Raw genomic sequence first — 23,938 nt, 5'->3', positions numbered from 1 at the left:
GCGAGTGGGTGAATGGAGTGGCTAGTGGGAAGGTAAAACAGCACATTAACGGTTATTTTTTTGATCTAACCAAGCGAAAAAGAACATGAGCACTGATTTAGATATATTAAAAGACGTCTCAACGGAAGAGTACAAGTATGGCTTTACTACGAACATTGAGATGGACCTTGCCCCGATAGGGCTTAATGAGGATACTGTGCGGTATATTTCGGCCAAAAAGAATGAACCGGAATGGTTGCTGGAATGGCGCCTGAAAGCATACCGTCATTTTGAGAAAATGGAATGGCCCTCCTGGCAGAATTTTGAGATGCCTGCCATGGACCTGCAATCGATCTCCTTTTATGCAGCTCCCCGAAAGAAAGCCAAATACAATAGCCTGGATGAAGTAGATCCGGAACTGCTGGCCACCTTTGAAAAGCTGGGTATTCCCTTAACGGAACAGCAAATGCTGGCGGGCGTAGCGGTAGACGCTGTATTTGACAGTGTATCGGTAGCTACCACCTTCAAAGGCAAGCTCAAGGAAATGGGAGTTATCTTCTGCTCCTTTGGTGAAGCAGTACAGGAATATCCCGACCTGGTAAAGAAATACGTCGGTACTGTAGTACCGCACACAGATAATATTTTCGCGGCGCTGAATGCAGCGGTATTTTCCGATGGTTCTTTCGTGTACATCCCCAAGGGTGTGCGCTGTCCTATGGAGCTTTCTACTTACTTCCGTATCAACGCAGAAAATACGGGTCAGTTTGAACGTACGCTCATTGTAGCCGATGATGACAGTTATGTAAGCTACCTGGAAGGTTGTACGGCCCCGATGCGTGATGAGAATCAACTGCACGCCGCGGTGGTAGAACTGATCGCACTGGAAAATGCGGAGATCAAATACTCTACGGTTCAGAACTGGTATCCTGGTGATAAGGATGGCAAGGGTGGTATCTACAATTTCGTTACGAAACGTGGTATCTGCCGGGGTGTCAATTCCAAGATCTCCTGGACACAGGTGGAAACCGGATCGGCCATTACCTGGAAATATCCCAGTGTGATTCTCCGTGGTGATAATTCTACGGGCGAATTCTACTCTGTAGCGCTCACCAAGAACAAACAAATAGCTGATACGGGTACGAAAATGTACCATATCGGTAAAAATACACGCAGCCGTATCATTTCAAAAGGTATCTCTGCCGGACATGGCCAGAACAGTTACCGTGGACTGGTACAGATAGGCAGTGGAGCCGATCAAGCCCGCAACTTTACACAGTGTGACTCGCTGTTGATCGGCGATGAATGCGGTGCACATACGTTCCCTTATATTGAATCGAAGAACAATTCGGCGATGGTAGAGCATGAAGCTACTACCTCCAAGATCGGGGAAGACCAGATATTTTACCTCAACCAACGGGGTATTGATTCGGAAAAAGCGGTAGCACTGATCGTGAATGGGTATGCCAAGGAGGTATTGAACCAACTGCCCATGGAATTCGCAGTGGAGGCCCAGAAGTTGCTGGCCATTTCACTGGAAGGATCGGTTGGATAATTCCGGATGCAGGATGTAGAATTTAGGATCGCTGCCGCGATTTACAGGGCAGCATTAAAAGAAAGAGCTTCGGGAACGAGGCTCGGAGCTCAGAGCTCGCAGCTGTTTTCAACAAGTAAATTTATCAAAGCGTTAATAAATGTTAAGTATTCAGAATCTGAAAGCGTCTGTTGAAGGTAAGGAGATACTGCAAGGGTTGAACCTGGAAGTGAAGGCCGGCGAAGTGCATGCCATCATGGGACCTAACGGCGCCGGCAAAAGTACCCTGGCTTCTGTACTCACCGGTAAGGACAACTACGAGGTTACCGACGGACAGGCTTTATTTGAAGGCAAAGACCTTCTGGACCTCTCTCCTGAAGACCGTGCAAGGGAAGGTGTGTTCCTGGCATTTCAATACCCTGTTGAAATTCCCGGGGTTTCCAACATCAACTTTTTAAAGACTGCTCTTAACGAGATCAGGGCTTATAAAGGGCAACCGAATATGGAAGCCAAAGAATTCCTGAAGCTGCTGAAAGAAAAACAAAAGCTGCTGGAATTTGATGCTGCACTGGCCAACCGTTCTTTGAATGAAGGTTTTTCCGGTGGTGAAAAGAAAAGGAATGAGATCTTCCAACTGGCTATGCTGGATCCCAAACTGGCCATCCTGGATGAAACAGACTCTGGCCTGGACATCGATGCCCTGCGCGTGGTATCCAGGGGGGTGAATAAACTGCGTTCCGGCAAAAATGCTTTCATCATCATTACGCACTATCAGCGTTTGCTGGAGTATATCGTTCCGGATTATGTGCACGTACTGTACAAAGGACAGATCGTGAAATCGGGCACCAAAGAGCTGGCACTGGAACTGGAAGAGAAAGGTTACGACTGGTTGAAGGAAGATTCCAAAGAAACAGAGGCGGCAGATATTTTACTGCCCCGCTAAACCAGGCCCGGACAACTCTAGATTTATTGAACCAGCAGAAAAAGAACCGGAATGGAAAACAGCATTACACAAATTAATAGTTCCTTATACGACCAGTGCATCGCTGATTACGCACTGCGTGCATCACTCACCTCCGGCGAGACGGCTGAAGTAATTGCCTTGCGTGAACAGGCCTTTCAGCATTTCAAAAAGCTGGGCTTTCCTTCTACCAAGGTAGAAGACTGGAAATACACGAACCTGATCCCTGCCCTGAAAGAAGGGTTTGAACTGGAACAGGATGAAGAAGTGCTGTCGGTAAAAGATGCGGTGATTGCCAAAGCAGCGATCCAATTACTGGATTGTTATCATATCGTATTGGTAAATGGTAAGTACCGGGCCGACCTGTCGGATGCGGTACCTGTGGAAGGGCTTTACCTTTCCTCGTTGTCAGATGCGGCGGGCAAGCCAGCTTTCAAGCAGCATTTTGGCAAGTATATCGACCTGGAGAAGTTTCACTTTGCGGCTGCCAATACAGCGCTCTTCCGCAATGGGCTGTTCATTGAAGTGAAGCGCAATACGGTAGTAGAAAAACCTTTACACCTTATTCATATTACAACCACGGGCGCCCCTACTTTCTTCCAGCCCCGCCAATTGTTTGTAATGGGCACGAGCTCTTCTATCAGCATCATCGAAAGTTATGCTACTGATACAAACGGCGCACAGGTGTTCATCAACAATGTATCGGAAATTGTGCTGCAGGAGAATGCACAGGTGCAACATTATTATATACAGGCGGGGGATGAACATGCACGCTATGTACACCATACGGAAGTTTACCAACAAGCCAACAGTGTTTACAATAACTATAAAGCTTCTTTCCCTGGCACCAGCCTTTGGCGCAACAACCTGAATGTGGCGCTGGATGGGGAGAATGTAGAAAGTCACTTGTACGGCATCTACCTGGCCGGCGGTCGCCAGCTGGTAGACAACCATACGATTGTAGACCACCGCAAACCGCATTGTAACAGCAATGAACTGTACAAGGGTGTGATGAAAGATGAAGCTGCCGGTGTGTTCAACGGAAAGATATTTGTTCGCAAGGATGCGCAGAAAACGAATGCCTTCCAGCAGAACAACAATATGATACTGGGCCGGAAAGCTGTGATGGATTCGAAACCGCAGCTGGAAATCTTTGCCGACGATGTAAAATGTAGCCATGGTTCTACCATGGGACAATTTAACCAGGAGGCATTGTTCTATTTGAAGTCGAGGGGCATCGGAGAAGAGAAGGCCCGCGCCTTGCTGATCCATGCTTTTGCTTTTGATGTAACAGAAAAAATTCCGCTTCCAGAAGTGCAAACGCATATCAATGCGCTGATCGAGCAGGGATTGAAGTAGGGATGGGAGAATTCAGGATACAGAATTCAGAATACAGAAGCGTTTGCTTCGAATGAGTGGTGTGAGTGTTTAACACAGAAAGAAATATTTTTATTTACAGACTGCCCTGTTACTTATGAGTGGCAGGGTAGTTTGTTTAACCAACAGCTCCGTAAAGGTCCCCTTAGAACACTCATTGTTAATCATTAATTTACAAAACCATGAGTACAGACATTATGGTAGCTCCTTCTACATTGGATATACAGCAGATCAGGAAAGATTTTCCCATTCTGCAGACGACTGTATATGGCAAACCGCTGATCTATTTTGATAATGGGGCTACTGCTCAAAAACCCTGGGCGGTCCTCAAAGCGATTGAAGACTATTACACTCACCTGAATAGTAATGTACACCGGGGCGTACATCACCTGAGCCAGAAGGCCACGGATGCTTACGAAGCTTCCCGCAGAAAAATTGCCGCCTTCCTCAACGCGCGCCATGATCATGAAGTGATCTTCACCAAGGGCACGACGGATGCTATTAACCTGGTAGCATATAGCTTTGGCAAACAGTTTGTGAAAGAAGGAGATACGATCATTATTTCGGCCATGGAGCACCATTCGAACATTGTGCCCTGGCAAATCATGTGTGAAGACCGCAAGGCCAAGCTGAAAGTGATCCCTATTAATGAGAAAGGGGAATTGAAGATGGATGAATTCAGCGCACTGCTGGACAAGACGGTAAAACTGATCGCAGTTGCCTATGTATCGAATACGATGGGCACGATCAATCCGGTGAAAGACATCATCGAGCAGGCGCACCAGCACAATATCCCGGTATTGCTGGATGCGGCGCAGGCAGTACAACATATACCGGTGGATGTGCAAGACCTGGATGTAGACTTCCTGGTATTCTCCGGACATAAAATATACGGCCCTACAGGTATTGGGATTTTATATGGCAAAGAAGAATGGCTGAACCAAATGCCTCCCTACCAGGGCGGCGGCAGCATGATCAAACAGGTGACGCTGGAAAAGACTACTTACCATGATCTCCCCTTCCGTTTTGAAGCGGGCACGCCCAATATAGAAGCCTGCATTTGTCTGGGTACGGCCATTGACTATATCACAAATATCGGCTTACCGGCCATCCAGCAATATGAACATGAGCTGTTGGAATACGCTACGCAAAAATTATCGGTCATTGATAAGTTGCGGATCATTGGTACTTCGGCGCAGAAGTCGGGGGTATTGTCTTTCATTGTAGAAGGTGTTCACCCTTACGATGTAGGCGTACTGCTTGACAAGCTGGGAATTGCGGTACGCACGGGTCACCATTGTACACAACCTTTGATGGAGTGCTTTGGCATTCCTGGTACGGTAAGGGTATCTTTTGCTTTTTATAATACTAAAGAAGAAATTGATCAACTGGCTGCAGGGGTTACGCGGGCAGTAGCCATGCTTACTTAGATATTAGGGCTAGCCAGAGGCTAGCAAATACACAGTCACCAGCCAGAGGCTGGCGACTGTGCATCAGAAAAGAAATTACGACTATGACGATTAATGAAATACAGGATGAACTGATTGATGAGTTTTCCATGTTTGGCGACTGGATGGAGAAATATGAATACATCATCCAGCTGGGAAAAGAACTTCCCCTGATCAAAGAAGAATACAAGCAGCCTGAAAACCTGATCCGAGGCTGCCAGGCGCAGGTGTGGCTTCATGCGGATCTCCAGGATGGCCGGGTACATTTTACGGCGGACAGTGATGCGATCATCACTAAGGGGCTGGTGAGTATGGTGGTGCGTGTATTATCAGGGCATACACCGGAAGAGATCATCAACTCGGAACTGTATTTCGTAGACAAGATCGGGCTGCGGGAGCATCTTTCGGTGACGCGCTCGAATGGCTTACTCGCCATGATCAAACAAATGAAAATATATGCTTTGGCGCACCAGGCCAAAGCAAACTAATCGCGCTCATATGATAGACAAGCAACAAACAGAACAGGATATCATTGAGACACTGAAAACAGTGCATGACCCGGAAATACCGGTTAACATATATGAACTGGGACTGGTGTATACAATCGATATCAGGGATGATGGATATGTACAGATCACGATGACGCTCACAGCACCGGGCTGCCCGGTGGCGGGGGATATCATCCGGGAAGTAGATGAAAAAGTGCGTACGGTAGCTAATGTAACAGACGTAAATGTAATGCTCACTTTTGAACCAGCCTGGAACAGGGATATGATGAGTGAGGAAGCGAAGCTGGAATTAGGCTTCCTATAAAACGAAAAGCCCGCCGGATATATTCTCCGGCAGGCTTTTTCTTAACCCTACTTGTAAACAACCTTCTTGTTGATCTATTTTTTCAGTTCCTTTCTCTTAACTTTTTCTCATGTGTCTTTCTTGTTAATTCCTTCCTCTTGTTCTGTCGAGTTCTATCCTTGCTGAGAGGTATTCAAATACTGCTTCCAGGTAATTGAGCTGAGCGGTAGTAAGGGCCAGTTCTGCATCGGTTAATTCCAATCTGGAAGCTACTCCCTTTGAATAGCGGTATTGAATAATATCGTAACTCAATTTGGCGGTTTCTTTTACCTGCACCTGTGTTTTCATGCGCTCAAAAGTCTCATTGAGGTTGGCTATTACCTGGGCTACTTCTGTTTTAAGTTTTTGCTGTGCATCGGTCAGGCGTACTACCGACTGATCTTTGTTGATCTTTGCCTGGCTTATTCTTGCCCGGTTTTTGTACCCGGTGAACAAGGGCAATACCACCTGGGCACCGGCGAAGGAAGCTGAAGGCCAATAAGCATCAAAGAAGTTAGCACCTTTGGCCTGGCTCTGCACCTGGTACTGGCCCACCAAAGAAACCACGGGCAGTCGCTGGGCTTTGGCCTGCAATACCAACTGATCGCTGATCTGCTGGTTGATGGCCAGTATCTGCAGATCGGGCCGCTGTGTTTTGGCTTCTTCATAGACGACTTCAGCCACCGGTATCTGTTCATCTTTGGCCAATGCCAGGGAATCGGTTAACTGAACATCCTGCACAGAGTCGATGCCTATGAGGGTAACCAATTGCTGCTTTCCCACCTGAAGGGCGTAATTCAATTTGAGGATATCGGGCTGCAGGTTCTTGACGGATGTATAGGCACGCAGGGTATCCACTCTCAAACCTCTTCCTTGTGCCAGCAATGACCGGGCATCCTGCAAGGCCTTTTCATTCCGCTGCAGGCTTTCATATTGCAGTTGCAGCCTTTCATTGATCACCAGCATGCCCAGGTATATCTGCTTTACAGCTGCGGCGACATCCACTTCATTGAATTTCTGTGTGGTTCTGCGAACATGCTGGTTGAGCTGGGCTTCTTTCAATGCCGGCCTGGCCAGTGGATTGTAAATGGGATAAGCGACGGACAAAGTAGCGGCAAACTGATCTCTTCCGCCCATGCGGCTATAAGGGACTTTATCACCTCCCCCATTCTCTCCAAATCCAAAGAAGGCAGGCAAGGTAAAGTAATGCAGGTACTGACCACCCAGGCTGGCAGCAGGCAGTGCCAAACTGCGGGCTATGCGTATGTCCTCGCCTGCCTTGTCAATATCGAGTGCTGATACTTTCAATGACCGGTTGTTTTTAATTGCCAGGGATACGGCATCGGGCAATGAAAGGGATAAAGACTGTGCTATGGTGTGTACGCGGAACAGGAGAAAACCTGCCGATAATAAGAGGGTGTACACTATTTTTTTCTTGTTGTTCATATTGATGCATTTGTATTCAAGGTAACGGGTGCGGGTACAGGAACTCCACCATGAGGCAGCGCACCCTCTTCACCTGATGTTTTCTTAGCAGGCCGTGAGAAATAAGAATACACGGACGGGATAACATATAATGTAAGGATACCGGCGAAGATCAAACCACCCACTACCACAATACCGAGAGAGGTACGGCTTCCGGAAGATGTACCGAGTGACAAGGCAATGGGCAGTGTACCGAAGATCATAGCCAGGGTAGTCATGAGGATGGGACGGAACCGTGAGGTAGCGGCTGAAATAACAGCATCTTTCACTTTGAGTCCTTCCTGTTTGCGATGGTTGGCAAACTCTACAATGAGGATACCATTTTTGGTAATCAAACCAATGAGCATGATGATACCGATCTGACTAAAGATATTGATAGACTCACCGGTAAACCATAAGCTCAGCAATGCGCCGGTAACGGCCATCGGCACTGTCAACAGGATAATGAAAGGGTCTATGAGGCTTTCGAACTGTGCCGCGAGTACGAGGTAGATCAACAATATGGCAAAGATGAAAGCGAAGATCAAACTGGAACTGCTTTCCGCAAAATCGCGGCTTTGGCCGGCCAGCTGTGTTCTGAACCCTTTGGGTAGTACGCTGGCAGTGATGTTGTCCAACTCTTTGATGCCCTCGCCTAAGCTTACACCGGGCGCAGGTGTAGCGCCAATGGTAACGCTGTAAGATTGGTTATACCGATAGATGGCGGGTGGGCTGATGCCCTCTTTCAGGCTCACGAGGTTGTCGAGTGACACCATTTCATTGCTGGCAGACTTCAGGAATAAGGAGCGCAGGTTCTCGGGGGTTGATCTTTCCACGCGATCGAGCTGACCTATTACTTCATACTGACGGTCGTTGTAAATAAAGTACCCATAACGCCGACCGCTGAGGGCCAGTTGTAAGGTACGGCCTATCTCTTGTGTGGAAATACCCAACTGTGCTGCGCGCTGCCGGTCGATGGAAATACTGATCTCGGGGCGGTTTACTTTAAAGTCGGGGTTGGGGAACGCCAGCTTCTTGCTTTTATATACTTCACCCATCAGCCTTGGCATTACTGCTATTAAGCTGTCCAGGGTAGGCGCCTGTACTACATATTCAATGGGCTGTGAAGTAGAGAAGCCCCCGATGGTAGGTATCTGAATGGGGATGAGGATCACGTTGCGAAAACGCTGAGAAGCTACTACCAACTTTTCATAGATCTGCTGCTGGCTCATTTTACTTTTCCGGACCTTGGGATCTTCCAGGAATATCCACTGGAAACCGCCATTTACAGGTTGTACCAGGGTACCCACGGTAGCGGCTATACCTGCATAGGTAGTATTGTTGTTGAGGTCGGGAATAGAATCGGATACATAGGCGTTGATCTCCTTCATGGTCTCTTCCATGCTTTCATAGGAAGTACCCTCAGGAGCTATGACAGCGAGGCCCACCATTGACCTGTCTTCCAGGGGCGCCAGTTCAGAGGGCAGCTTGGGGGCCAGCCAATAAGCGATACCGAAAGAACCCAGTAGCAATACAATACCTACCCAGCGATAGCGCATGAATGCTTTGAGGGAACGTTCATATCCATTGTTGAGGCTTACAAAGAAGGGTTCAGTTTTGCGGTACAACCAGCCATGGGAAGCGCCTGGCTTCAGGAGGTAGGCGCTCATCATAGGAGAAAGGGTCAATGCCACAAAAGCGGAGATCAATACGGAACCTGCTACCACGATGGCAAACTCTTTAAACAACCGGCCGGTAATACCACCCAGGAATAAGATGGGCAGGAACACGGCGGCCAGGGTGACGGTGGTAGAGATGACGGCAAAATATATTTCATTGGAGCCCTTTCGTGCGGCTTCCAGGGGCTTCATACCTTCTTCTACTTTACTATATATATTTTCCAGCACCACAATGGCATCATCCACCACGAGTCCGATGGCCAGTACCATGCCCAGCAGGGTAAGTACGTTGATGGAGAAGTCGCCCAGGTACATGATGAAGAACGCGGATATGATGGATACGGGGATGGCCACCAACGGTATCAGCGTACTTCGCCAGTCGCGTAAGAATATGAAGATGATGAGAGTAACAAGGCCAAAGGCCAGTAATAAGGTTTCTTCCACTTCGGAGAGTGAGTTGCGGACAGGTACGGTGAAGTCTTTGCCAAGGGTGATATTATAATCTTTCGGCGCCGATTTCACAATATCCGCAAAGCGGGTCTTGAACTCTTCCACAATGGCCAGGGAGTTGGCGCCACGCTGGGGCTGTACACCTGTGCCCACACCATACTGTGCTTTCTTTCCTTCGGCCACGATCATAGCGGTGCGTTCGTTCTGGGAAGACATGATGGCATTACCAATATCCCTGAAGCGCACAATAGCGCCATCCTTCTGGGAGATGATCATATTGTTGAAGTCCTCTTCAGTCACCAGTCGCCCCTGGGTACGCAGGGTTACTTCTGTATTCTGTCCTTCAATACGGCCACTGGGCAAATCGACATTCTCGCGCTGGAGGGCGGTCTGGATATCATTGGGGGTAAGTCCGTAGGCGGCCAGCTTTACCGGGTCCATGCGTAAGCGCATGGCTCTTTTGCGGCCTGCATAGCTATCTACGAGGCGAACACCGGGAATAGACTGTAGTCTTTCTTTAATATTGATGTTGACAAAGTCGGTGATATCTTCCAGGCTCCGGGTATCGCTTTGTACGGTAAGGAACACGAGGAAGTCGGCCGGTCCTGATTTTTCCACGATGGTGGGTTCAATATCGGTGGGCAGTTGCTGGCGCGACTTGGATACTTTATCGCGCACATCATTCGCGGCTGCTTCGAGATCGGCGTTGAGGTTGAACTCAACGGTGATGATACTTACCTGTTCACGCGAAACGGAAGACATAGCCCTGATGCCATTGGCCTCGGCCACGGCTTCTTCGAGGGGCTTGGTTACCTGGGAAGCAATGATATCGGCGCTGGCCCCGGGATAGACGGTAGTAACGGTAACGATGGGTGAATCAGTGACAGGGTATTCGCGGGTACCGAGGAAGGTGTATCCTACGATACCGAAAAGAATTAGCAAAACGGACATCACTCCGGCCAATACAGGCCTGGAGATGCTCATTTGAGAAATGGCACTCATACAAATGTTGTATTAAATAAATAAAAAACGAGGACGGATGCAGTGAGCCTGCTTACTTTATTTTTACCAGGTCCACATCCGCTCCGGGCATCAGGCGCAGCAAATTGCTGGTGATGACGGTATCTCCCTGGTTCAATCCACTAATGATCTGTACTTCCTGTGCACCACGCTGACCAATGACAACAGGAGCCAATTGTACCTTATTGTTCTTAGCTACGTACACTGCGTATCCCTGTGAATTGGGCATGAGGGCCTGGCTGGGAACCTTCAATGCATCATTAGCTGTATGCAGGGCTAGGCTGAGCCTAGCACTCTGCCCGGATACAAGTTTGCCATGGGGATTGGCTCCGATGGCTTCTACCAGCAGGGTACGTGTTTGCTCGTTCATTTTAGATTCTTTCGCTACCACGGTGGCATAGTAAGCACCGGTGTCGGACTGTACGGTAAAGCGCTGTGACTTGCCGATGGCAACCAGGTTGGCGTACTTCTCCGGAACGGAGAACTCAACTTTAATGCGGGTATCATCTACAATATTGGTGAGTACGGTATTAGGTGATACCAGGGCACCAGGATACACACGTACGATACCTATGCGCCCGTTGAAGGGAGCGCGGATGCGTGTTTTGTCGATGGTAACTGCCAGGGCGCGGATCTCTGCTTTCAACACATTGAGGTTGGTAATGGCCTGGTCGTAATCCTGCTGGATAGCAGCATCGTGTGCTATCAGGTCTTTCAGGCGTGCCTCATTCAATGCCGCAAGTTTTTCCTGTTGGTGCAATCTTTCTAGTTGCGCCTGCAGATCGGCATCATCGAGTTGAAAGAGCAGGGTGCCTGTACTTACATAGTTACCTTCTTTGACCTGTACGGCTACCAGCTTACGCATCAGCTCGCTGGCGATGGTAACTTCCTGGTTGGCGATGAGGGTACCGGTGATCTCTATTTCTTCGCTAAAAGAAGTAGGCTGTACGATATAACCATCTGCAGGTACTGCAGGATTGGGCACGGCGGCGGCAAGAGCTGGCTTCTGCTCATTGGCCTGGGTTTCACATGCCTGGATGAAAAGGATTACCGGCAACAGTAACAGGAGGAGCCAGTAAGTTTTGTTTTTCAATTGTGGGTGACTCATATTTCGATGTTTAAATTGATACATTCAAATGTTTCGATACATTAAAGTATAGGCTTCCAGCCCATTGTTGCCTGGGGCAATAACAGTGATGCGGCGAGAGGCTTATAACCAATTTTTGAAACTACCAGCGCCGTGTGAAGGCAAGCTTTTGCTGGAACCGGACTGCAAACTTATAGAAACATCGAAATACTTCGATGTTTTTCCTAAAAAAATTTTTGTTAAGTCTTTAAGGTCTGCAGGAAATGGACGTATTGATCAATCATTTTATTGTTGAGGGTGTACTTCATATTGCGCCCTTCTTTGGTTGGTATGATCAATTCGGCATCGGTGAGCAGCTTGAGGTGGTGTGAGATGGAGGGTTGAGTAAGGTCCACAAACTCATACACATCTGTACAATACAAGCAATCCTTTTTTTTCCGGAGTTCCTTCAGGATCAGGAGGCGGTTGGGGTCGGCCAGGGCTTTGGAGATCTTCTCTACTTTCTTTGCATCCATAAAATATCTTTTTATCGTATCGCCTTTATTATTAAGCGTTCACGCAGAATAGTTTTATGGTTTTATGATTAATAACATGTTGGTGAAACGGGGTAACGGGCGGAATGCCCGACTGCAAAATTAGGTGTTTAAACAATAAGGTGCTATTCTTTTTCTGGATACGGATAGGCAATCGGCAAGCCGGGATTCGACAGGCTCAGCCTGACAAAAAAAAGCCACCCTCGTGGGTGGCTCGCCTGTGTGAATTGATACCCTATTGAATGATGACCCTGCTTATACCAATATTTTGAAGGCTATTTATTGTCTTTGAAACCCGGTAACAGGTAAAATCATGGCTATACTCTTTTCCTGGTATGCGATCTGAAGTAGCAGACACAACCTAATTATGCAGTATCGCTAAACAGTATACGAATATGCGCAACGCCTGGATTGGATTATACGAAAATATTTTATTCTCTCTTCGTGGCTTGATCGCCTTGCCCGATTTATTCCCGCTATGGGATTACCACCACCATGACTCACCGCTATTAACAATAAAAATGACAAAAAATCGGTCTTCTCTTTAGTACGTTACCGCAGTTTATTTGTTACATATATAGGCATGTGAGCAAGGGTTGCCTATACCCGGATCAGGCCACTAAATACTTATAGAAAAAACACTAGTAACTATGAACCATGAAAAACCAATACCCGCAAGTTTTTGCACAAGATGCTTTCTCCCGAAGGCAACATAATTGCAGTACTGATCAGTGACAAACAGATGATGATCCTTTTGCCTAAAAAGCTGTTTATATTATTTTCCTTACTCAAAACTATTTATGAATCTTAAGCTTTACACTAAACATTACAGCATACCATTTCCTCCTATGGATTGTGACCAGGACTTTGAACAGTTTGCGAAAGAACTGAATGGAGAGGTGATTGGCAAAGACGCGCTTCAATTATCTGGCGGCCTGGTCAAAGGATTGGTGAAAAAAGAAAGGGTGCAACCGGGCTGTTGCCTGCGTGCGTGGAATATGGTTTTTAATAATCCTATTGAATTGGTTAAGCCCGGCAATCAGCCTGACAATAAGAGCTTTACCGTTGTTTATGTATTAACGCCCGGGAGTTGCCGGTTGAAAAACATCGGAGGGCATGAGCAAATCAATCCTACAGAAACCCGCAATTCCCTGATGGTTGCGAATAATATTGATCTGCGGTATGATATAGTGCCTTTGCAGCCGGTGCAGGTAATTGAGATCAATGTTACCAGTTTCTGGCTGGCCCAACAGTTTCAGAAGGCGGGATTTCCACTGGATAATCTATTGGACAGGATCAATGAAAAAGAGAACCCGTTAATATTGAGTAGCATTTGTACCATTTCAGTGATCAACCAGGTGAATACTCTTTTTGATTTGTTGATCGATAGGGAGCATGCTCCCACGCAGATTGCTCAATTATCGACTTCGCTGGTACTTGACTTTCTGAATAAGGCATTAAATAGCCGGGTGCCCCAGGCACCTGGGAATAATGATGCCCATTTTATTAAAGTGATGGAGGCAGAAGCTATATTACAGGCTCATCTTCAGCGCACTCTTCCCAATGTATATGACATTGCGCAGCAGGTCTCGCTGAGCGAGTCTACGTTAAAGCGTCATTTCAAAATGATATTTGGTAAGAGTTTGTATGAGTATTATTTGGAGAAGAAAATGAACCTGGCGAAAACGCTTTTACTGGAACAACCATTGACGGTGTATCAAACTGCGTCAAAACTTGGATATGAGAAGGTGAGCAATTTTATCTGGATCTTCAAAAAGCACCATGGTTATTCGCCGGGTAGTATTAAAAAAAGGGGGTTATCGAATGTTTAATGGAATAAGTGTATAATTTCCCATTTTGGGTCTATATGCCATAGAATAATTGTTACCATTACAATTGATTGACCGATTAACACATGAGCTACCTGCAATTTTAATTTGTGTGGTACATATTATTTAAAAAAAACTTTTATCTTCGTAATCTCATCAGTCCAGATATTATTCCTGACGCTTCACACTTTGGTTAAAACTCTCTGAAAGTTGCTCCTGGCATGGATCAAATGCCATCACTCAAAGCCTTAACTTGATGCCCGCATGGCAGCGGGAAATAACCGTTTTCTTTAAAATGTGCTTTTACTGAAAAACCACAAATAAGGAAGAGCTAAATGCTATATCCAGGAATGAAAACTATTGCGTGCCCTACCTGGTTTGATGGCATTCCTCTCTTCTACTTACTGTTCAATGATTCGTTTTGCCTGCAGATCTAATCCAACTTGCAGGGAAAAGATTATGTGCTTGCTTTATTCTACCTATGCTGTTTGCTTGCCGGGATGCATCAAAACAGTTGGTCTACTGATTTAATCCGGATTACCGGTTACTGCTGAACAGCAACTCTCCGCTGCTGCAAGCACGCAAACCGGTAATCCGGATTTTTGTTCTTTTATCCCTGGAATCAGGGCTTTGAGCGTCATTTTAATTCCATTTTAATGCAATATTTAGAAGTGAGGACCCTTTGCTGGCCATTATTTCTGATTTTTGTCCTTACAATCATCTACTTACGCTATGGAAGAAGTTAAAATCTTATTGGTAGAGGATGAGAAAAAGATCGCAGAGGCCCTCAAGAAAGGATTAATGGAGCAGCAGTACCATGTAGAAGTAGCTTACGATGGCCTCATTGGGAAAAAAATGGTAGAAACCTACTCTTTCGACCTGGTGATACTTGACATTAACCTGCCTGGTATGAATGGGTACGAGCTTTGTAAGGAGATCCGAAAACGGGATGAGCGCATTCCCGTGGTGATGCTTACGGCCTTAAGTGCTACAGAAGACAAAATTGAGGGGTTTGATGCGGGCGCTGATGACTATATTGTAAAGCCTTTTGATTTTAAGGAATTGCTGGTGCGGATACGGGCTTTGCTGAAGCGTATCTATCAAAATGTGCCCACCGGCAATATGTTGAAAGTAGCAGACCTGGTGATGAACCTGGACAGCAAAGAGGTAACCCGTGCTGAAAAACCGATCTCGTTGACGGCTAAAGAATTTCAATTATTGGAATTTTTGGTACGGAATAAGAACCGGGTGGTTTCGAGGGCAGATATTGCACTGAATGTTTGGGACATTGATTTTGATACAAAAACAAATGTAATTGACGTGTACGTAAATTTCCTGCGTAAAAAGCTGGACAAGGATTTTGACACTAAACTAATACATACGCAAGTGGGGATGGGCTATATCTTAAAAGAGCATGTGTAGGTGAAGATCAAATTTAAAATAACTGCTCTCTTCACACTATTGGTGACAGCCATTTTGCTATTGCTTAGTTTTTCTATTTACTATTTTACTTCCCTGGAGCGACTGGAATCATTCAAAAAACGGTTAAAAGGCCGGGCGAACAACAATGCCCAATTGTTTACTTATTTTGGCGACAGCAGTACCACGATGCTGAAGCGCCTTGATTCAGGATCGACAAATACACTGGAGGACAAAAGTGTTGTTATCTATAATTACCTTAATCAGCCTGTTTACGAATTCAATGCAAAAGGAGTAACTACGCCTCCTATCAATGTCCCTATGCTGGAAAAAGCCCGCCTTAACGGGGAATCCTACTACAAAATCAATAACCGGGATGCTATGGCTTTTCACCATACGGATTCGGTAAACCGGATTGTGGTGGTGGTGGCGGCTTATGATTCAGATGGCTGGAACCGCCTTTCGCAACTACAAAAGCTGTTGGTGACGAGCCTGCTGATCGGCATTGCCACGGCAGCGCTGGTTGGCTACCTGTTTTCCAGGCAATTGCTCATGCCGCTCACACAGATCATCCGGGAAGTAAATGATATTTCTTCTCAAAGTTTGTCACACCGCATAGAAGCCGGAAGCGGACATGACGAGCTGCACCAGCTTGCGAATACTTTTAATGAATTGTTGAACCGACTGCAGGATTCGTTTACGACGCAAAGACGTTTTATTTCGAATGCTTCGCATGAATTGTCGACACCACTTACTTCCATATCAAGCCAGCTGGAGGTTACGCTGCAAAAAGAGCGGAGTGCAGAAGAATACCAACAGGTGATGCAATCCATTTATGAAGATGTACAGCAGATGCGGCAACTCACGAAAAGTTTGCTGGAGATTGCCCGGACAGGATCGCAGGGCACGATTGAGCTGAATGAAGTGCGGATCGACGAGGTGCTTTTCAAGGTGATGAGTGATGTGCGAAAGATCAGTCCCACTTACCAGGTAGAGCTCCATTTTGGAGAATTTCCGGAAGATGAAAAGAAATTCCTTGTTTTTGGGAATAATGATCTTTTATATAGCTCTATCAAGAATTTTGTAGAAAATGGCTGCAAGTATTCATCAGATCATCTCTCCTGGGTGAATCTCTCTTTTAATGGGGACCAGGTCATCATACAGGTTCAGAATCATGGTAATGTGATCGCAGAAGAAGAAATGGAGCATATTTTTCAGCCATTTTACCGTACTAACGCTGCCACACATGTTAAAGGATTTGGCCTTGGCCTAGCCCTGGCCAAGAGGATCATCAGCCTGCACCGGGGCAGTATTAACGTACAATCGGACCTGAACAAGGGTACGGTCTTCACTATCCAGCTACCTTCCGTGAAAGCGTTCTCAGCACACTAAGCTTAATTAATTGCCTTTTAATGCTTGTTTAATCGGTGTTTAACGCCAATGGAGCATATTTGAATATTGATCAACCAGGTATGAAGAGTCAGTCGTTTTTTCGTTGGTTTCCGTTATTCTGTCTTGCATTGGTAATTATTGCCGGGGTAAGTATGGGACAGAAAAATTCAAAGCTTGTCACCAGGAACAATTCCTTGGTCTTGCAAAATGATTCTATCCTTTCTGTGAACCTCCGGCTCTCAAAGGAGATCACGAAGCTGCAATCATTACTGGATAGTATACGGCTGAGCAGCAGTTCGGCCAGTCACCTGCGCATACCTTAATGAAATAGCATTCTTTTAATCCGTACCCTGTTATTTGAAAATCAACTGCCCTTTTCCGACGGGGGAGCGGCTTGTTTACCTGACCAGGAAATTCCACATCCTTCCTTGTTGCCACATTGGCCGCCCCAGCAGGGGCCTTGCAGGTGCTGTGGCCTGTCTGCTACAGCCTGTCTTTTAATAAAAAATCTTTTGGCCATTTTAGGAATTTCGAAAACACTTCGTACCTTTTAGGAAGTAAAGGAACTATCTCTCCGTGCATGGCTTAGCTATACCGCATTATCGATTGCCCACCTGCTTTGTTTTATCAGCCCGTTTTTTAATCAATCCCAAGGTCCTACCTTATGAAAGCGTTTCCGGATACCCGTGGCATCCAACATCATTCCTGTCACTATCAAAAAAGGAGAAGCTATGAAACCGCATCAATCACCTTACATCAACAAGCGGAAGAAGACGATCGAATTCCACATTCACAACAGTTGTGCTGATCACATTACGCTTGCAGGCACATTCAATCATTGGGCACAGGATGAATTTCAAATGCAGCCAGCCAAAGACGGCGATTGGCTAATAGAGATTCCCATGTTGCCGGAGGGCAAGTATCATTACAAATTCTTTATTGACGGGCGTATGTGGATGGAAGACATTGAAAACCAGTTGAGGGAACCTGATGGTGTTTGCGGCTGGTACAGCGTACTCACCGTGTAGTTTGCAACGAAAAAGATTAAGGACGTAAATGAGCGATGCTCTTTACACCCTTTTTTATTTTAAGCATCGCCATAGATCTTATACAAGGGGCCTCTCAGGGAATCTCCTTTTCCGGAACAGATAAATTCGAGCACTTCGGCAATCTGTGCGGGCGCAACCCACTTACTAAAATCTGCCTTGGGCATATCGGCCCTGTTGACGGGGGTATCAATGGTACTAGGGGCAATGACGGATACCACCACATTTTTTCCTTTGGCAGCTTCATTGAGTAGATCGGCCAGTTTAATGAGGAGGGACTTGCTCAAGGCATAAGCAATCAGGTTTTTTCCTGCTTCAGATTGTATGGCCGGCCTGGCGCCTACCAGTACAATACGTCCATAGCCACTTTCCATCATATGCTGAAAAAGGGGTCTGGCCAAGTAGTAGGCTGTTTCGAAGTTCAGGGAGAACATTTTCCGGAGAGCAGTCCCGTCGGTGGCGGCAATGTCGCCCATTGCAAATCCTCCTGCCAATAGTAAAGCGCCATCTATTTTCTTATAGAGGCTGATGGCCTCCTTCACGAAGGTATCGCTGGCGGCTTCGTCGGCCAGGTTCACAGCATGCAATTCAAACTGGGGGTGGGTACTGGCAAACCCCAGATGGCTGCCAGAATGGTCTACCCCGATGACTTTATAATCTTCGTCCAGGAATTTCTTTACAACGGCTGTGCCGAGGTTTCCATTAGCTCCGGTGATAAGTATTGTTTTGGCCATGATAATAAGGATTGTGCTACAAATGTAAGGCTTGTGGGCAGCTTAGTTATAGGAGAACCTGCCCAACAAAAAGAAACCGGCGTTGAAACGCCGGTCATAACCAACATGGACTCGATTGATCCTTTTAAAACACATAATTCCAATGATGTATATCTTCTTCTTTTCCTGTTCTCATGGCTTCCAGTTTGTCTTTTAGCCTGTACATAATTGCTCCAGGCGTATAATCGGGTAAATGGTAATCAATGCCATTGATATGGATGGTGCCGATAGGCGCTACAATAGCGGCGGTGCCAGCTCCAAATGCTTCGGTAATGGTATGTTGACGAAAAGCCTTTTCCAGGTCCTCTATCGACACGGGGCGGGTTTCTACGGGGATATCGAGGTCCCCGGCCAGGGTGAGCAGGGAATCGCGTGTAACGCCGTCGAGGATGGAATCGCTGAGCGGAGGTGTAACGAGGACACCATCAATAACAAAGAGGGCATTCATCATACCGGATTCTTCAATGTATTTATTTTCCCGTCCGTCGGTCCAGAGTACCTGATCGAACCCTGCCTCTTTTGCTTTCTGGGTGGGATAATAGGCGCCGCCATAGTTTCCACCGCATTTAGCCGCACCGGTACCACCCCTGGCAGCCCTTACATAGCTGGTCTCGACCTTTACGCGGAGGGGTTTCTGGAAGGCACCGGCGACGGGGCCGGAGAAAATGACAAACTTATATTCATCAGAAACCTTTACGCCAAATTTGGCCTCACTGGCATAAGCAAAAGGCCGGATATAGAGGGCGGTACCCGGTGCTGCGGGCACCCACTTGCTGTCGAGGGCTACAAGCTGACGTAATCCCTCAATGAAGACCTCTTCGGGAACAATGGCCATACACATGCGGTCCAGTGAGCGGGTAAGGCGCTCATAATGTTTGTGGATGCGGAAAATATTTATACGTCCATCTACCATTCGAAAAGCCTTCATGCCTTCAAAAACGGTTTGTCCGTAATGCAAGGCCAGGGAAGTGGGTGACAGGGACAAGTTGCCAAATGGAATGATCTGTGGGGTTTCCCATGTGCCGTTGGCATAGTCACAGACCAACATATGATCAGCAACGTATTTACCAAATTCCAGGTGATTGAAATCTACTTCCTGTATCCTGGACTGAGTGGCAGGGCGTATGGAGAATTCCTGTGTGAGTTCCATATAGATTATTTTAAGTCATTAATTCTTTTCCAATGCGGAGGGTTTCTTCTACCAATATGTCGAAGTCGTCCATCCTGCTGCGGTGATTGGTAATCGCAGCGCGTATGGCATACTTTCCATTTAAGAGGGTATAAGATGGCGCTGCGATTCCCTGTTCCTGTAACCGCATCAAAATCTCTTTGTTGATAATGTTCAGCTCTTCTTCCTCCAATCCTCCGGGATTAAAGCGATAACATATTATATTGAGCGGTACTTCGGCCAGGAGTTCAAGGCTGGGTTCTGTTTGTATCAGTCCTGCCAGGTATTGGGCCTGCCGCAGGTTTTTACGGATCATGTATTGGTAGCGTTGTATACCATGTTCTTTAATAGACATCCAAACTTTCAATGCTTTGAATCCGCGGGACAGTTCCATGCCGTAATTGCTAAAGGGATCGGGGCCGCCGGAGAGACCACGTTCGTGGGGCACCAGGTAATTGACTGCGGTAGCAAAAGCTTCGCGGTGAATATTGGTGTCGCGGATCAAAACGCAAGCCACTTCATAATTTACGTAGAGCCATTTGTGAAAATCAAAGGATAGGCTGTCGGCGAGTTCAATGCCTTTCAGACGATCCTCAAACTCGGGTAATATCTTAGGAATAGCGCCAAAAGCGCCATCGATGTGAAACCACATTTGTTCTTCTTTGGCGATAGCAGCGAGTGCTTCCAGGGGATCGATGGAGCCTGTATTGACCGTACCTGCATTACCTACTATACAAAAAGGAAGATGGCCTGCTTCGCGATCTTCGCAGATCATTTGTTTCAGGAGATCGATGCGAATCCGGTATTGATCATCTACGGGTATTTTGCGAAAGTTGTCACTGCCGATACCAATCACCTCTACGCCTTTTATTACGCAGTTGTGGGTTTCTGCAGAGCCGTACATCATCATCTGTGCATTGACAGTCTGCAATCCTTTTTTCCGGATGGACTTATTGAAATGGTTACGGGCTACCACCAGGGCAGTAATATTGGCGAGGGAAGCGCCACTCACGAGTATGCCACCCGCCTGCTGTGGGAAACCCATCATTTCTTTTGACCATTCAATTACCTGTTTTTCTACATACATGGGCATATGATCGCCGATACTAACGTTGGTGTTCATACCAGAAGCCAGCATATCGGCCAACATGCCAATGGGGGTGCCACCGCCCTGCACCCATGACCAAAAGCGGGGGTGGCCGTTCTCGGTATTATAGGGCAATATCTGTGTGAAGAAGTGTTCATATACTTCTGCCGCATCCTGGGGAAACTGAGGCAAGGGATGTTGCATGCTGTTCAGTGCAAATTTTGTTGGTTTTTTCCAGGCTGGCCTTTGGCGGGAGGACTGGAGGTAATCAAACATATCATCCATCATGCGGTGGCCCAACTCTTTCAGGGATGCCCAATCAACGGGGTCCAATGTTTCTTCTTCCACTAATTCCGGCGTTCTTTTCATACGAAACATAGTTTGTGTTAGTTACTATACGAAGTTGTAAAAGGCTTTAGAGTGTAGCAACCTGATTCTTGCCCTTCGCATAGGTGATCTGATCTTTACTATACAAATCTCCCTTGATTTTCCGATATAAAACAGATTCAGTTTTATCAATTTTAACTATATCAGATAAATAAACTGGTAAAGGAAATACTGCCTGATCACTGTAAATGCCGAAGGGTTCTGCTGCTCTGCCAGCAGGCAGATCAACAGAACCCTTAACGTTTAATGCCTACAAAGCGGCAACCCCTATGGGGCATGAATACGCTTTGAGGTGACATACAACACGTTGTATTACTGCAATGTAATGGTATAAGATTGCGGAGAAGTGGATTCAATATACCCGTAGGTACGATCAATTTTTCTGGAAACCGGCTTTGCAGGGCTTTCGCCGGCATCATTTTCTTTGGCTACTGTAAATCCCATTGAAGCAAAAATGCATAACAGGATGGCTATCTTTTTCATACAAAGGTGTTGGCTGGTAAACAATATGCAACTACAGATACTGCACAAATGTCTGCCAGATCAACTCCCCGGGCAATGGTGAGGTGCCTGAACTGTGGTATTGACGGGATGAAATGGAGGAAAAACTCCTTATAGACCGGAAGTCCGGAAGACGGAAAGTCCGGAAGTAAGTACAATTTGCACTCTTAGCTGACGGCTTCCGGCCTGACATCATGATAAATACGCTCAATGGCATCCCGGAACTTCTCCATGATCACCTTTCGCTTGAGGCTTAATTTGGGAGTCATTTCGCCTGTTTCAACGCTCCATTCATCAGGAAGGAGCTCAAACTTTTTGATCTGTTCTACGTGGTTAAAATACTTGTTGAAGCTCTCTACCAGGTCTTTGTATAAGTGGATGACTTTGGGATCCTTGATCAGTTGGGGCAAGGCGGTTGTCTGGATGCCTTGTTGTCTTGCCCAGTCTTTGAGGTTGCTCAAAGAAGGAACGATGAGGGCACCTACGAACTTCCTTTCAGAGCCTACGACCATGACCTGCTCAACAAAGGGTGATTCTTTCAATTTATTCTCGATGGGCAGGGGTGCCACATATTTGCCGCCGCTGGTCTTGAACATTTCTTTTTTCCGATCGGTGATCTTCAGGAACTTATTGTCGACCAGCATACCTATGTCGCCCGTATGGTACCAGCCATCCACCACGGAGTCGCTTGTAAGGTCGGGGCGTTTGTAATAGCCCATCATGATGTTGGGTCCTTTGCAGAGGATTTCACCATCTTCTGCGATCTTCACTTCCACATGGTTGATGAGTGGTCCTACTGTACCAAACATCCTGCCCTCTTCCTGATAACGATTGACACTGATAACGGGAGAGGTTTCTGTTAGTCCATAACCTTCCATGATAGGTATACCGGCAGCAGTAAAGATACGAATGAGCCGTACCTGGCAGGCAGCGCCGCCAGTAACGATACACAATAAGTTATTGCCGAGGGCCTCGCGCCATTTACTAAAGATGAGTTTGTTGGCCAGGGCAAGTTGCATCCTGTAACCGATTCCCATGTTCTTATTGATCTCAAAGCGGGTGGCGAGGTCGTGGGCCCAAAAGAAGAGCTTTCTTTTGATACCTGTAAGCTCTGCTCCTTTCGCCATGATGCGGTCATATACTTTTTCCAGGAGGCGGGGCACGGTGGTGAACATGGTAGGCTTCACCTCTTTGAGGTTATCACCGATAGTCTCCAGGCTTTCTGCATAATAGATGGAGGTACCTTTGAATAAATAGATATAGCTCACCATACGCTCAAATACGTGGTTCAAGGGCAGAAAGGATAATGCGCGCATGTTTTCACCGGGAGGAAAGCAGGGAATAGAATCCATTACATTGCTAATGAGATTACGGTGAGAAAGCATTACTCCTTTGGGCTTGCCGGTAGTGCCGGAAGTATAGATGATGGTGGCAAGGTCTTCAAATTGGATGGATGCTGCGATGGTACGCACTTTTTCAGCAGCAGTCGCATCGCCCAGGGACAATATCTCTTTCCAATGTTTGGCATTGGGCACTTGCTCAAATGTGTAAATCTCTTTTAAGGAAGGCACGCTGTCTTTTACATGCATCACTTTGTGGTACAGGTCTTCGTCATTCACAAATACCATTTTCACCTGTGCATCCTGCAGAATAAATTCCAATTCAGGAACGCTGATGGTAGGATATACCGGGGTGAGCACAGCGCCAATCTGTTGCACGGCCATATCGAGCATGAGCCATTCAGGACGATTCTTACTGATAACGGTGATTTTATCACGGCCTTCGGCTGTTGAATCACCGGCACTAATGCCCAGGTTGAGTAAGCCTGCGCTTAATTTATCTACGGTTTCTTTTACCTGTTGTGTGCTATAGGAGCGCCACTGACCGTTTTCCTTGCCGGCCAGCATATCTGGCAGGGGAGTGCGTTCAAGGTGGTATTGAAGACAATCAAAAAGTCGCCTGGGTTCGGTCATAAC

20 protein-coding genes are annotated in these 23,938 nt (G+C 46.7%); 11 read left to right on the top strand and 9 right to left on the bottom strand.

Going from position 1 to position 23,938, the window contains the following annotated elements; translation table 11 throughout:
• Positions 1-85 precede the first annotated feature (85 nt).
• From sufB to D3H65_RS24705, 6 genes are all read left to right on the top strand, one after another.
• Positions 86-1,531: a Fe-S cluster assembly protein SufB gene (gene sufB, locus D3H65_RS24730; RefSeq protein ID WP_119052870.1), complete on the top strand. Its 1,446-nt coding sequence runs from the start codon at positions 86-88 to the stop codon at positions 1,529-1,531.
• 139 nt (positions 1,532-1,670) lie between these two features.
• On the top strand, positions 1,671-2,453 hold the full coding sequence (gene sufC / locus D3H65_RS24725; protein ID WP_119052869.1) for a Fe-S cluster assembly ATPase SufC: 783 nt from the start codon (positions 1,671-1,673) through the stop codon (positions 2,451-2,453).
• Between the two features lie 51 nt (positions 2,454-2,504).
• The gene (sufD, locus tag D3H65_RS24720) at positions 2,505-3,830 is read left to right on the top strand and encodes a Fe-S cluster assembly protein SufD (protein ID WP_119052868.1); all 1,326 of its coding nucleotides are present in this window, start codon (positions 2,505-2,507) and stop codon (positions 3,828-3,830) included.
• 200 nt (positions 3,831-4,030) lie between these two features.
• Positions 4,031-5,278: an aminotransferase class V-fold PLP-dependent enzyme gene (locus tag D3H65_RS24715; RefSeq protein ID WP_317127747.1), complete on the top strand. Its 1,248-nt coding sequence runs from the start codon at positions 4,031-4,033 to the stop codon at positions 5,276-5,278.
• 83 nt (positions 5,279-5,361) lie between these two features.
• The gene (locus tag D3H65_RS24710; RefSeq protein ID WP_119052867.1) at positions 5,362-5,784 is read left to right on the top strand and encodes a SufE family protein; all 423 of its coding nucleotides are present in this window, start codon (positions 5,362-5,364) and stop codon (positions 5,782-5,784) included.
• Positions 5,785-5,794: 10 nt separating this feature from the next.
• Positions 5,795-6,109, top strand: a complete 315-nt coding sequence (locus D3H65_RS24705) for an iron-sulfur cluster assembly protein (RefSeq protein ID WP_119052866.1) — start codon at positions 5,795-5,797, stop codon at positions 6,107-6,109.
• A 123-nt stretch (positions 6,110-6,232) separates the two neighbouring features.
• Here D3H65_RS24705 and D3H65_RS24700 read toward each other — a convergent pair whose 3' ends face one another.
• The 4 genes from D3H65_RS24700 to D3H65_RS24685 form a co-directional block, all read right to left on the bottom strand.
• Positions 6,233-7,573: a TolC family protein gene (locus D3H65_RS24700; RefSeq protein ID WP_119052865.1), complete on the bottom strand. Its 1,341-nt coding sequence runs from the start codon at positions 7,571-7,573 to the stop codon at positions 6,233-6,235.
• Positions 7,570-10,722 (bottom strand): efflux RND transporter permease subunit, encoded by a 3,153-nt coding sequence (locus D3H65_RS24695; protein ID WP_119052864.1) that lies wholly within the window; start codon positions 10,720-10,722, stop codon positions 7,570-7,572. The genes D3H65_RS24700 and D3H65_RS24695 overlap by 4 nt, the downstream gene beginning before the upstream one ends.
• 52 nt (positions 10,723-10,774) lie before the next feature.
• A complete protein-coding gene (locus D3H65_RS24690) occupies positions 10,775-11,848 on the bottom strand; it encodes an efflux RND transporter periplasmic adaptor subunit (protein ID WP_119052863.1) in 1,074 nt (357 codons plus the stop codon).
• Positions 11,849-12,066: 218 nt separating this feature from the next.
• Positions 12,067-12,342, bottom strand: a complete 276-nt coding sequence (locus tag D3H65_RS24685) for an ArsR/SmtB family transcription factor (RefSeq protein ID WP_119052862.1) — start codon at positions 12,340-12,342, stop codon at positions 12,067-12,069.
• Positions 12,343-13,160: 818 nt separating this feature from the next.
• Between D3H65_RS24685 and D3H65_RS24680 the strand changes: the two genes are divergently transcribed.
• The 5 genes from D3H65_RS24680 to D3H65_RS24665 all read left to right on the top strand — a co-directional run bounded on the left by D3H65_RS24680 (position 13,161) and on the right by D3H65_RS24665 (position 18,028).
• Complete coding sequence (locus tag D3H65_RS24680; RefSeq protein ID WP_119052861.1) at positions 13,161-14,192, top strand: helix-turn-helix domain-containing protein; 1,032 nt, start codon at positions 13,161-13,163, stop codon at positions 14,190-14,192.
• 729 nt (positions 14,193-14,921) lie between these two features.
• On the top strand, positions 14,922-15,611 hold the full coding sequence (locus D3H65_RS24675; RefSeq protein WP_119052860.1) for a response regulator transcription factor: 690 nt from the start codon (positions 14,922-14,924) through the stop codon (positions 15,609-15,611).
• Entirely contained in the window at positions 15,612-17,000 is a 1,389-nt protein-coding gene (locus D3H65_RS24670) for a sensor histidine kinase (protein ID WP_119052859.1), read from the top strand.
• Positions 17,001-17,152: 152 nt separating this feature from the next.
• Positions 17,153-17,323 (top strand): hypothetical protein, encoded by a 171-nt coding sequence (locus D3H65_RS33055; RefSeq protein WP_162915803.1) that lies wholly within the window; start codon positions 17,153-17,155, stop codon positions 17,321-17,323.
• A gap of 408 nt (positions 17,324-17,731) precedes the next feature.
• The gene (locus D3H65_RS24665; protein WP_119052858.1) at positions 17,732-18,028 is read left to right on the top strand and encodes a hypothetical protein; all 297 of its coding nucleotides are present in this window, start codon (positions 17,732-17,734) and stop codon (positions 18,026-18,028) included.
• 59 nt (positions 18,029-18,087) lie between these two features.
• On the opposite strand, the gene D3H65_RS24660 is transcribed toward D3H65_RS24665, so the two are convergent.
• The 5 genes from D3H65_RS24660 to D3H65_RS24645 form a co-directional block, all read right to left on the bottom strand.
• Positions 18,088-18,780, bottom strand: a complete 693-nt coding sequence (locus D3H65_RS24660; RefSeq protein WP_119052857.1) for an SDR family NAD(P)-dependent oxidoreductase — start codon at positions 18,778-18,780, stop codon at positions 18,088-18,090.
• A gap of 124 nt (positions 18,781-18,904) precedes the next feature.
• The gene (locus tag D3H65_RS24655; protein ID WP_119052856.1) at positions 18,905-19,969 is read right to left on the bottom strand and encodes a branched-chain amino acid aminotransferase; all 1,065 of its coding nucleotides are present in this window, start codon (positions 19,967-19,969) and stop codon (positions 18,905-18,907) included.
• Between the two features lie 10 nt (positions 19,970-19,979).
• Complete coding sequence (locus D3H65_RS24650; protein ID WP_119052855.1) at positions 19,980-21,443, bottom strand: pyridoxal phosphate-dependent decarboxylase family protein; 1,464 nt, start codon at positions 21,441-21,443, stop codon at positions 19,980-19,982.
• A gap of 330 nt (positions 21,444-21,773) precedes the next feature.
• Complete coding sequence (locus tag D3H65_RS33050; protein WP_162915802.1) at positions 21,774-21,944, bottom strand: hypothetical protein; 171 nt, start codon at positions 21,942-21,944, stop codon at positions 21,774-21,776.
• A gap of 185 nt (positions 21,945-22,129) precedes the next feature.
• A complete protein-coding gene (locus tag D3H65_RS24645) occupies positions 22,130-23,935 on the bottom strand; it encodes an AMP-dependent synthetase/ligase (RefSeq protein WP_119052854.1) in 1,806 nt (601 codons plus the stop codon).
• Positions 23,936-23,938: the final 3 nt, after the last annotated feature.

Origin of the sequence: Paraflavitalea soli, assembly GCF_003555545.1 — a bacterium.
GTDB classification, from domain to species: Bacteria; Bacteroidota; Bacteroidia; order Chitinophagales; family Chitinophagaceae; genus Paraflavitalea; species Paraflavitalea soli.
The sequence above is the reverse complement of the archived record's forward strand: the minus strand, read 5'-3'. Positions and strand labels throughout refer to the sequence as shown.

Coding starts and splice junctions, on each gene's coding strand:
- sufB (WP_119052870.1), top strand. CDS start 86: ATGAGCACTGATTTAGATATATTAAAAGACGTCTCAACGGAAGAGTAC.
- sufC (WP_119052869.1), top strand. CDS start 1,671: ATGTTAAGTATTCAGAATCTGAAAGCGTCTGTTGAAGGTAAGGAGATA.
- sufD (WP_119052868.1), top strand. CDS start 2,505: ATGGAAAACAGCATTACACAAATTAATAGTTCCTTATACGACCAGTGC.
- D3H65_RS24715 (WP_317127747.1), top strand. CDS start 4,031: ATGAGTACAGACATTATGGTAGCTCCTTCTACATTGGATATACAGCAG.
- D3H65_RS24710 (WP_119052867.1), top strand. CDS start 5,362: ATGACGATTAATGAAATACAGGATGAACTGATTGATGAGTTTTCCATG.
- D3H65_RS24705 (WP_119052866.1), top strand. CDS start 5,795: ATGATAGACAAGCAACAAACAGAACAGGATATCATTGAGACACTGAAA.
- D3H65_RS24700 (WP_119052865.1), bottom strand. CDS start 7,573: ATGAACAACAAGAAAAAAATAGTGTACACCCTCTTATTATCGGCAGGT.
- D3H65_RS24695 (WP_119052864.1), bottom strand. CDS start 10,722: ATGAGTGCCATTTCTCAAATGAGCATCTCCAGGCCTGTATTGGCCGGA.
- D3H65_RS24690 (WP_119052863.1), bottom strand. CDS start 11,848: ATGAGTCACCCACAATTGAAAAACAAAACTTACTGGCTCCTCCTGTTA.
- D3H65_RS24685 (WP_119052862.1), bottom strand. CDS start 12,342: ATGGATGCAAAGAAAGTAGAGAAGATCTCCAAAGCCCTGGCCGACCCC.
- D3H65_RS24680 (WP_119052861.1), top strand. CDS start 13,161: ATGAATCTTAAGCTTTACACTAAACATTACAGCATACCATTTCCTCCT.
- D3H65_RS24675 (WP_119052860.1), top strand. CDS start 14,922: ATGGAAGAAGTTAAAATCTTATTGGTAGAGGATGAGAAAAAGATCGCA.
- D3H65_RS33055 (WP_162915803.1), top strand. CDS start 17,153: ATGGGACAGAAAAATTCAAAGCTTGTCACCAGGAACAATTCCTTGGTC.
- D3H65_RS24665 (WP_119052858.1), top strand. CDS start 17,732: ATGAAACCGCATCAATCACCTTACATCAACAAGCGGAAGAAGACGATC.
- D3H65_RS24660 (WP_119052857.1), bottom strand. CDS start 18,780: ATGGCCAAAACAATACTTATCACCGGAGCTAATGGAAACCTCGGCACA.
- D3H65_RS24655 (WP_119052856.1), bottom strand. CDS start 19,969: ATGGAACTCACACAGGAATTCTCCATACGCCCTGCCACTCAGTCCAGG.
- D3H65_RS24650 (WP_119052855.1), bottom strand. CDS start 21,443: ATGAAAAGAACGCCGGAATTAGTGGAAGAAGAAACATTGGACCCCGTT.
- D3H65_RS33050 (WP_162915802.1), bottom strand. CDS start 21,944: ATGAAAAAGATAGCCATCCTGTTATGCATTTTTGCTTCAATGGGATTT.
- D3H65_RS24645 (WP_119052854.1), bottom strand. CDS start 23,935: ATGACCGAACCCAGGCGACTTTTTGATTGTCTTCAATACCACCTTGAA.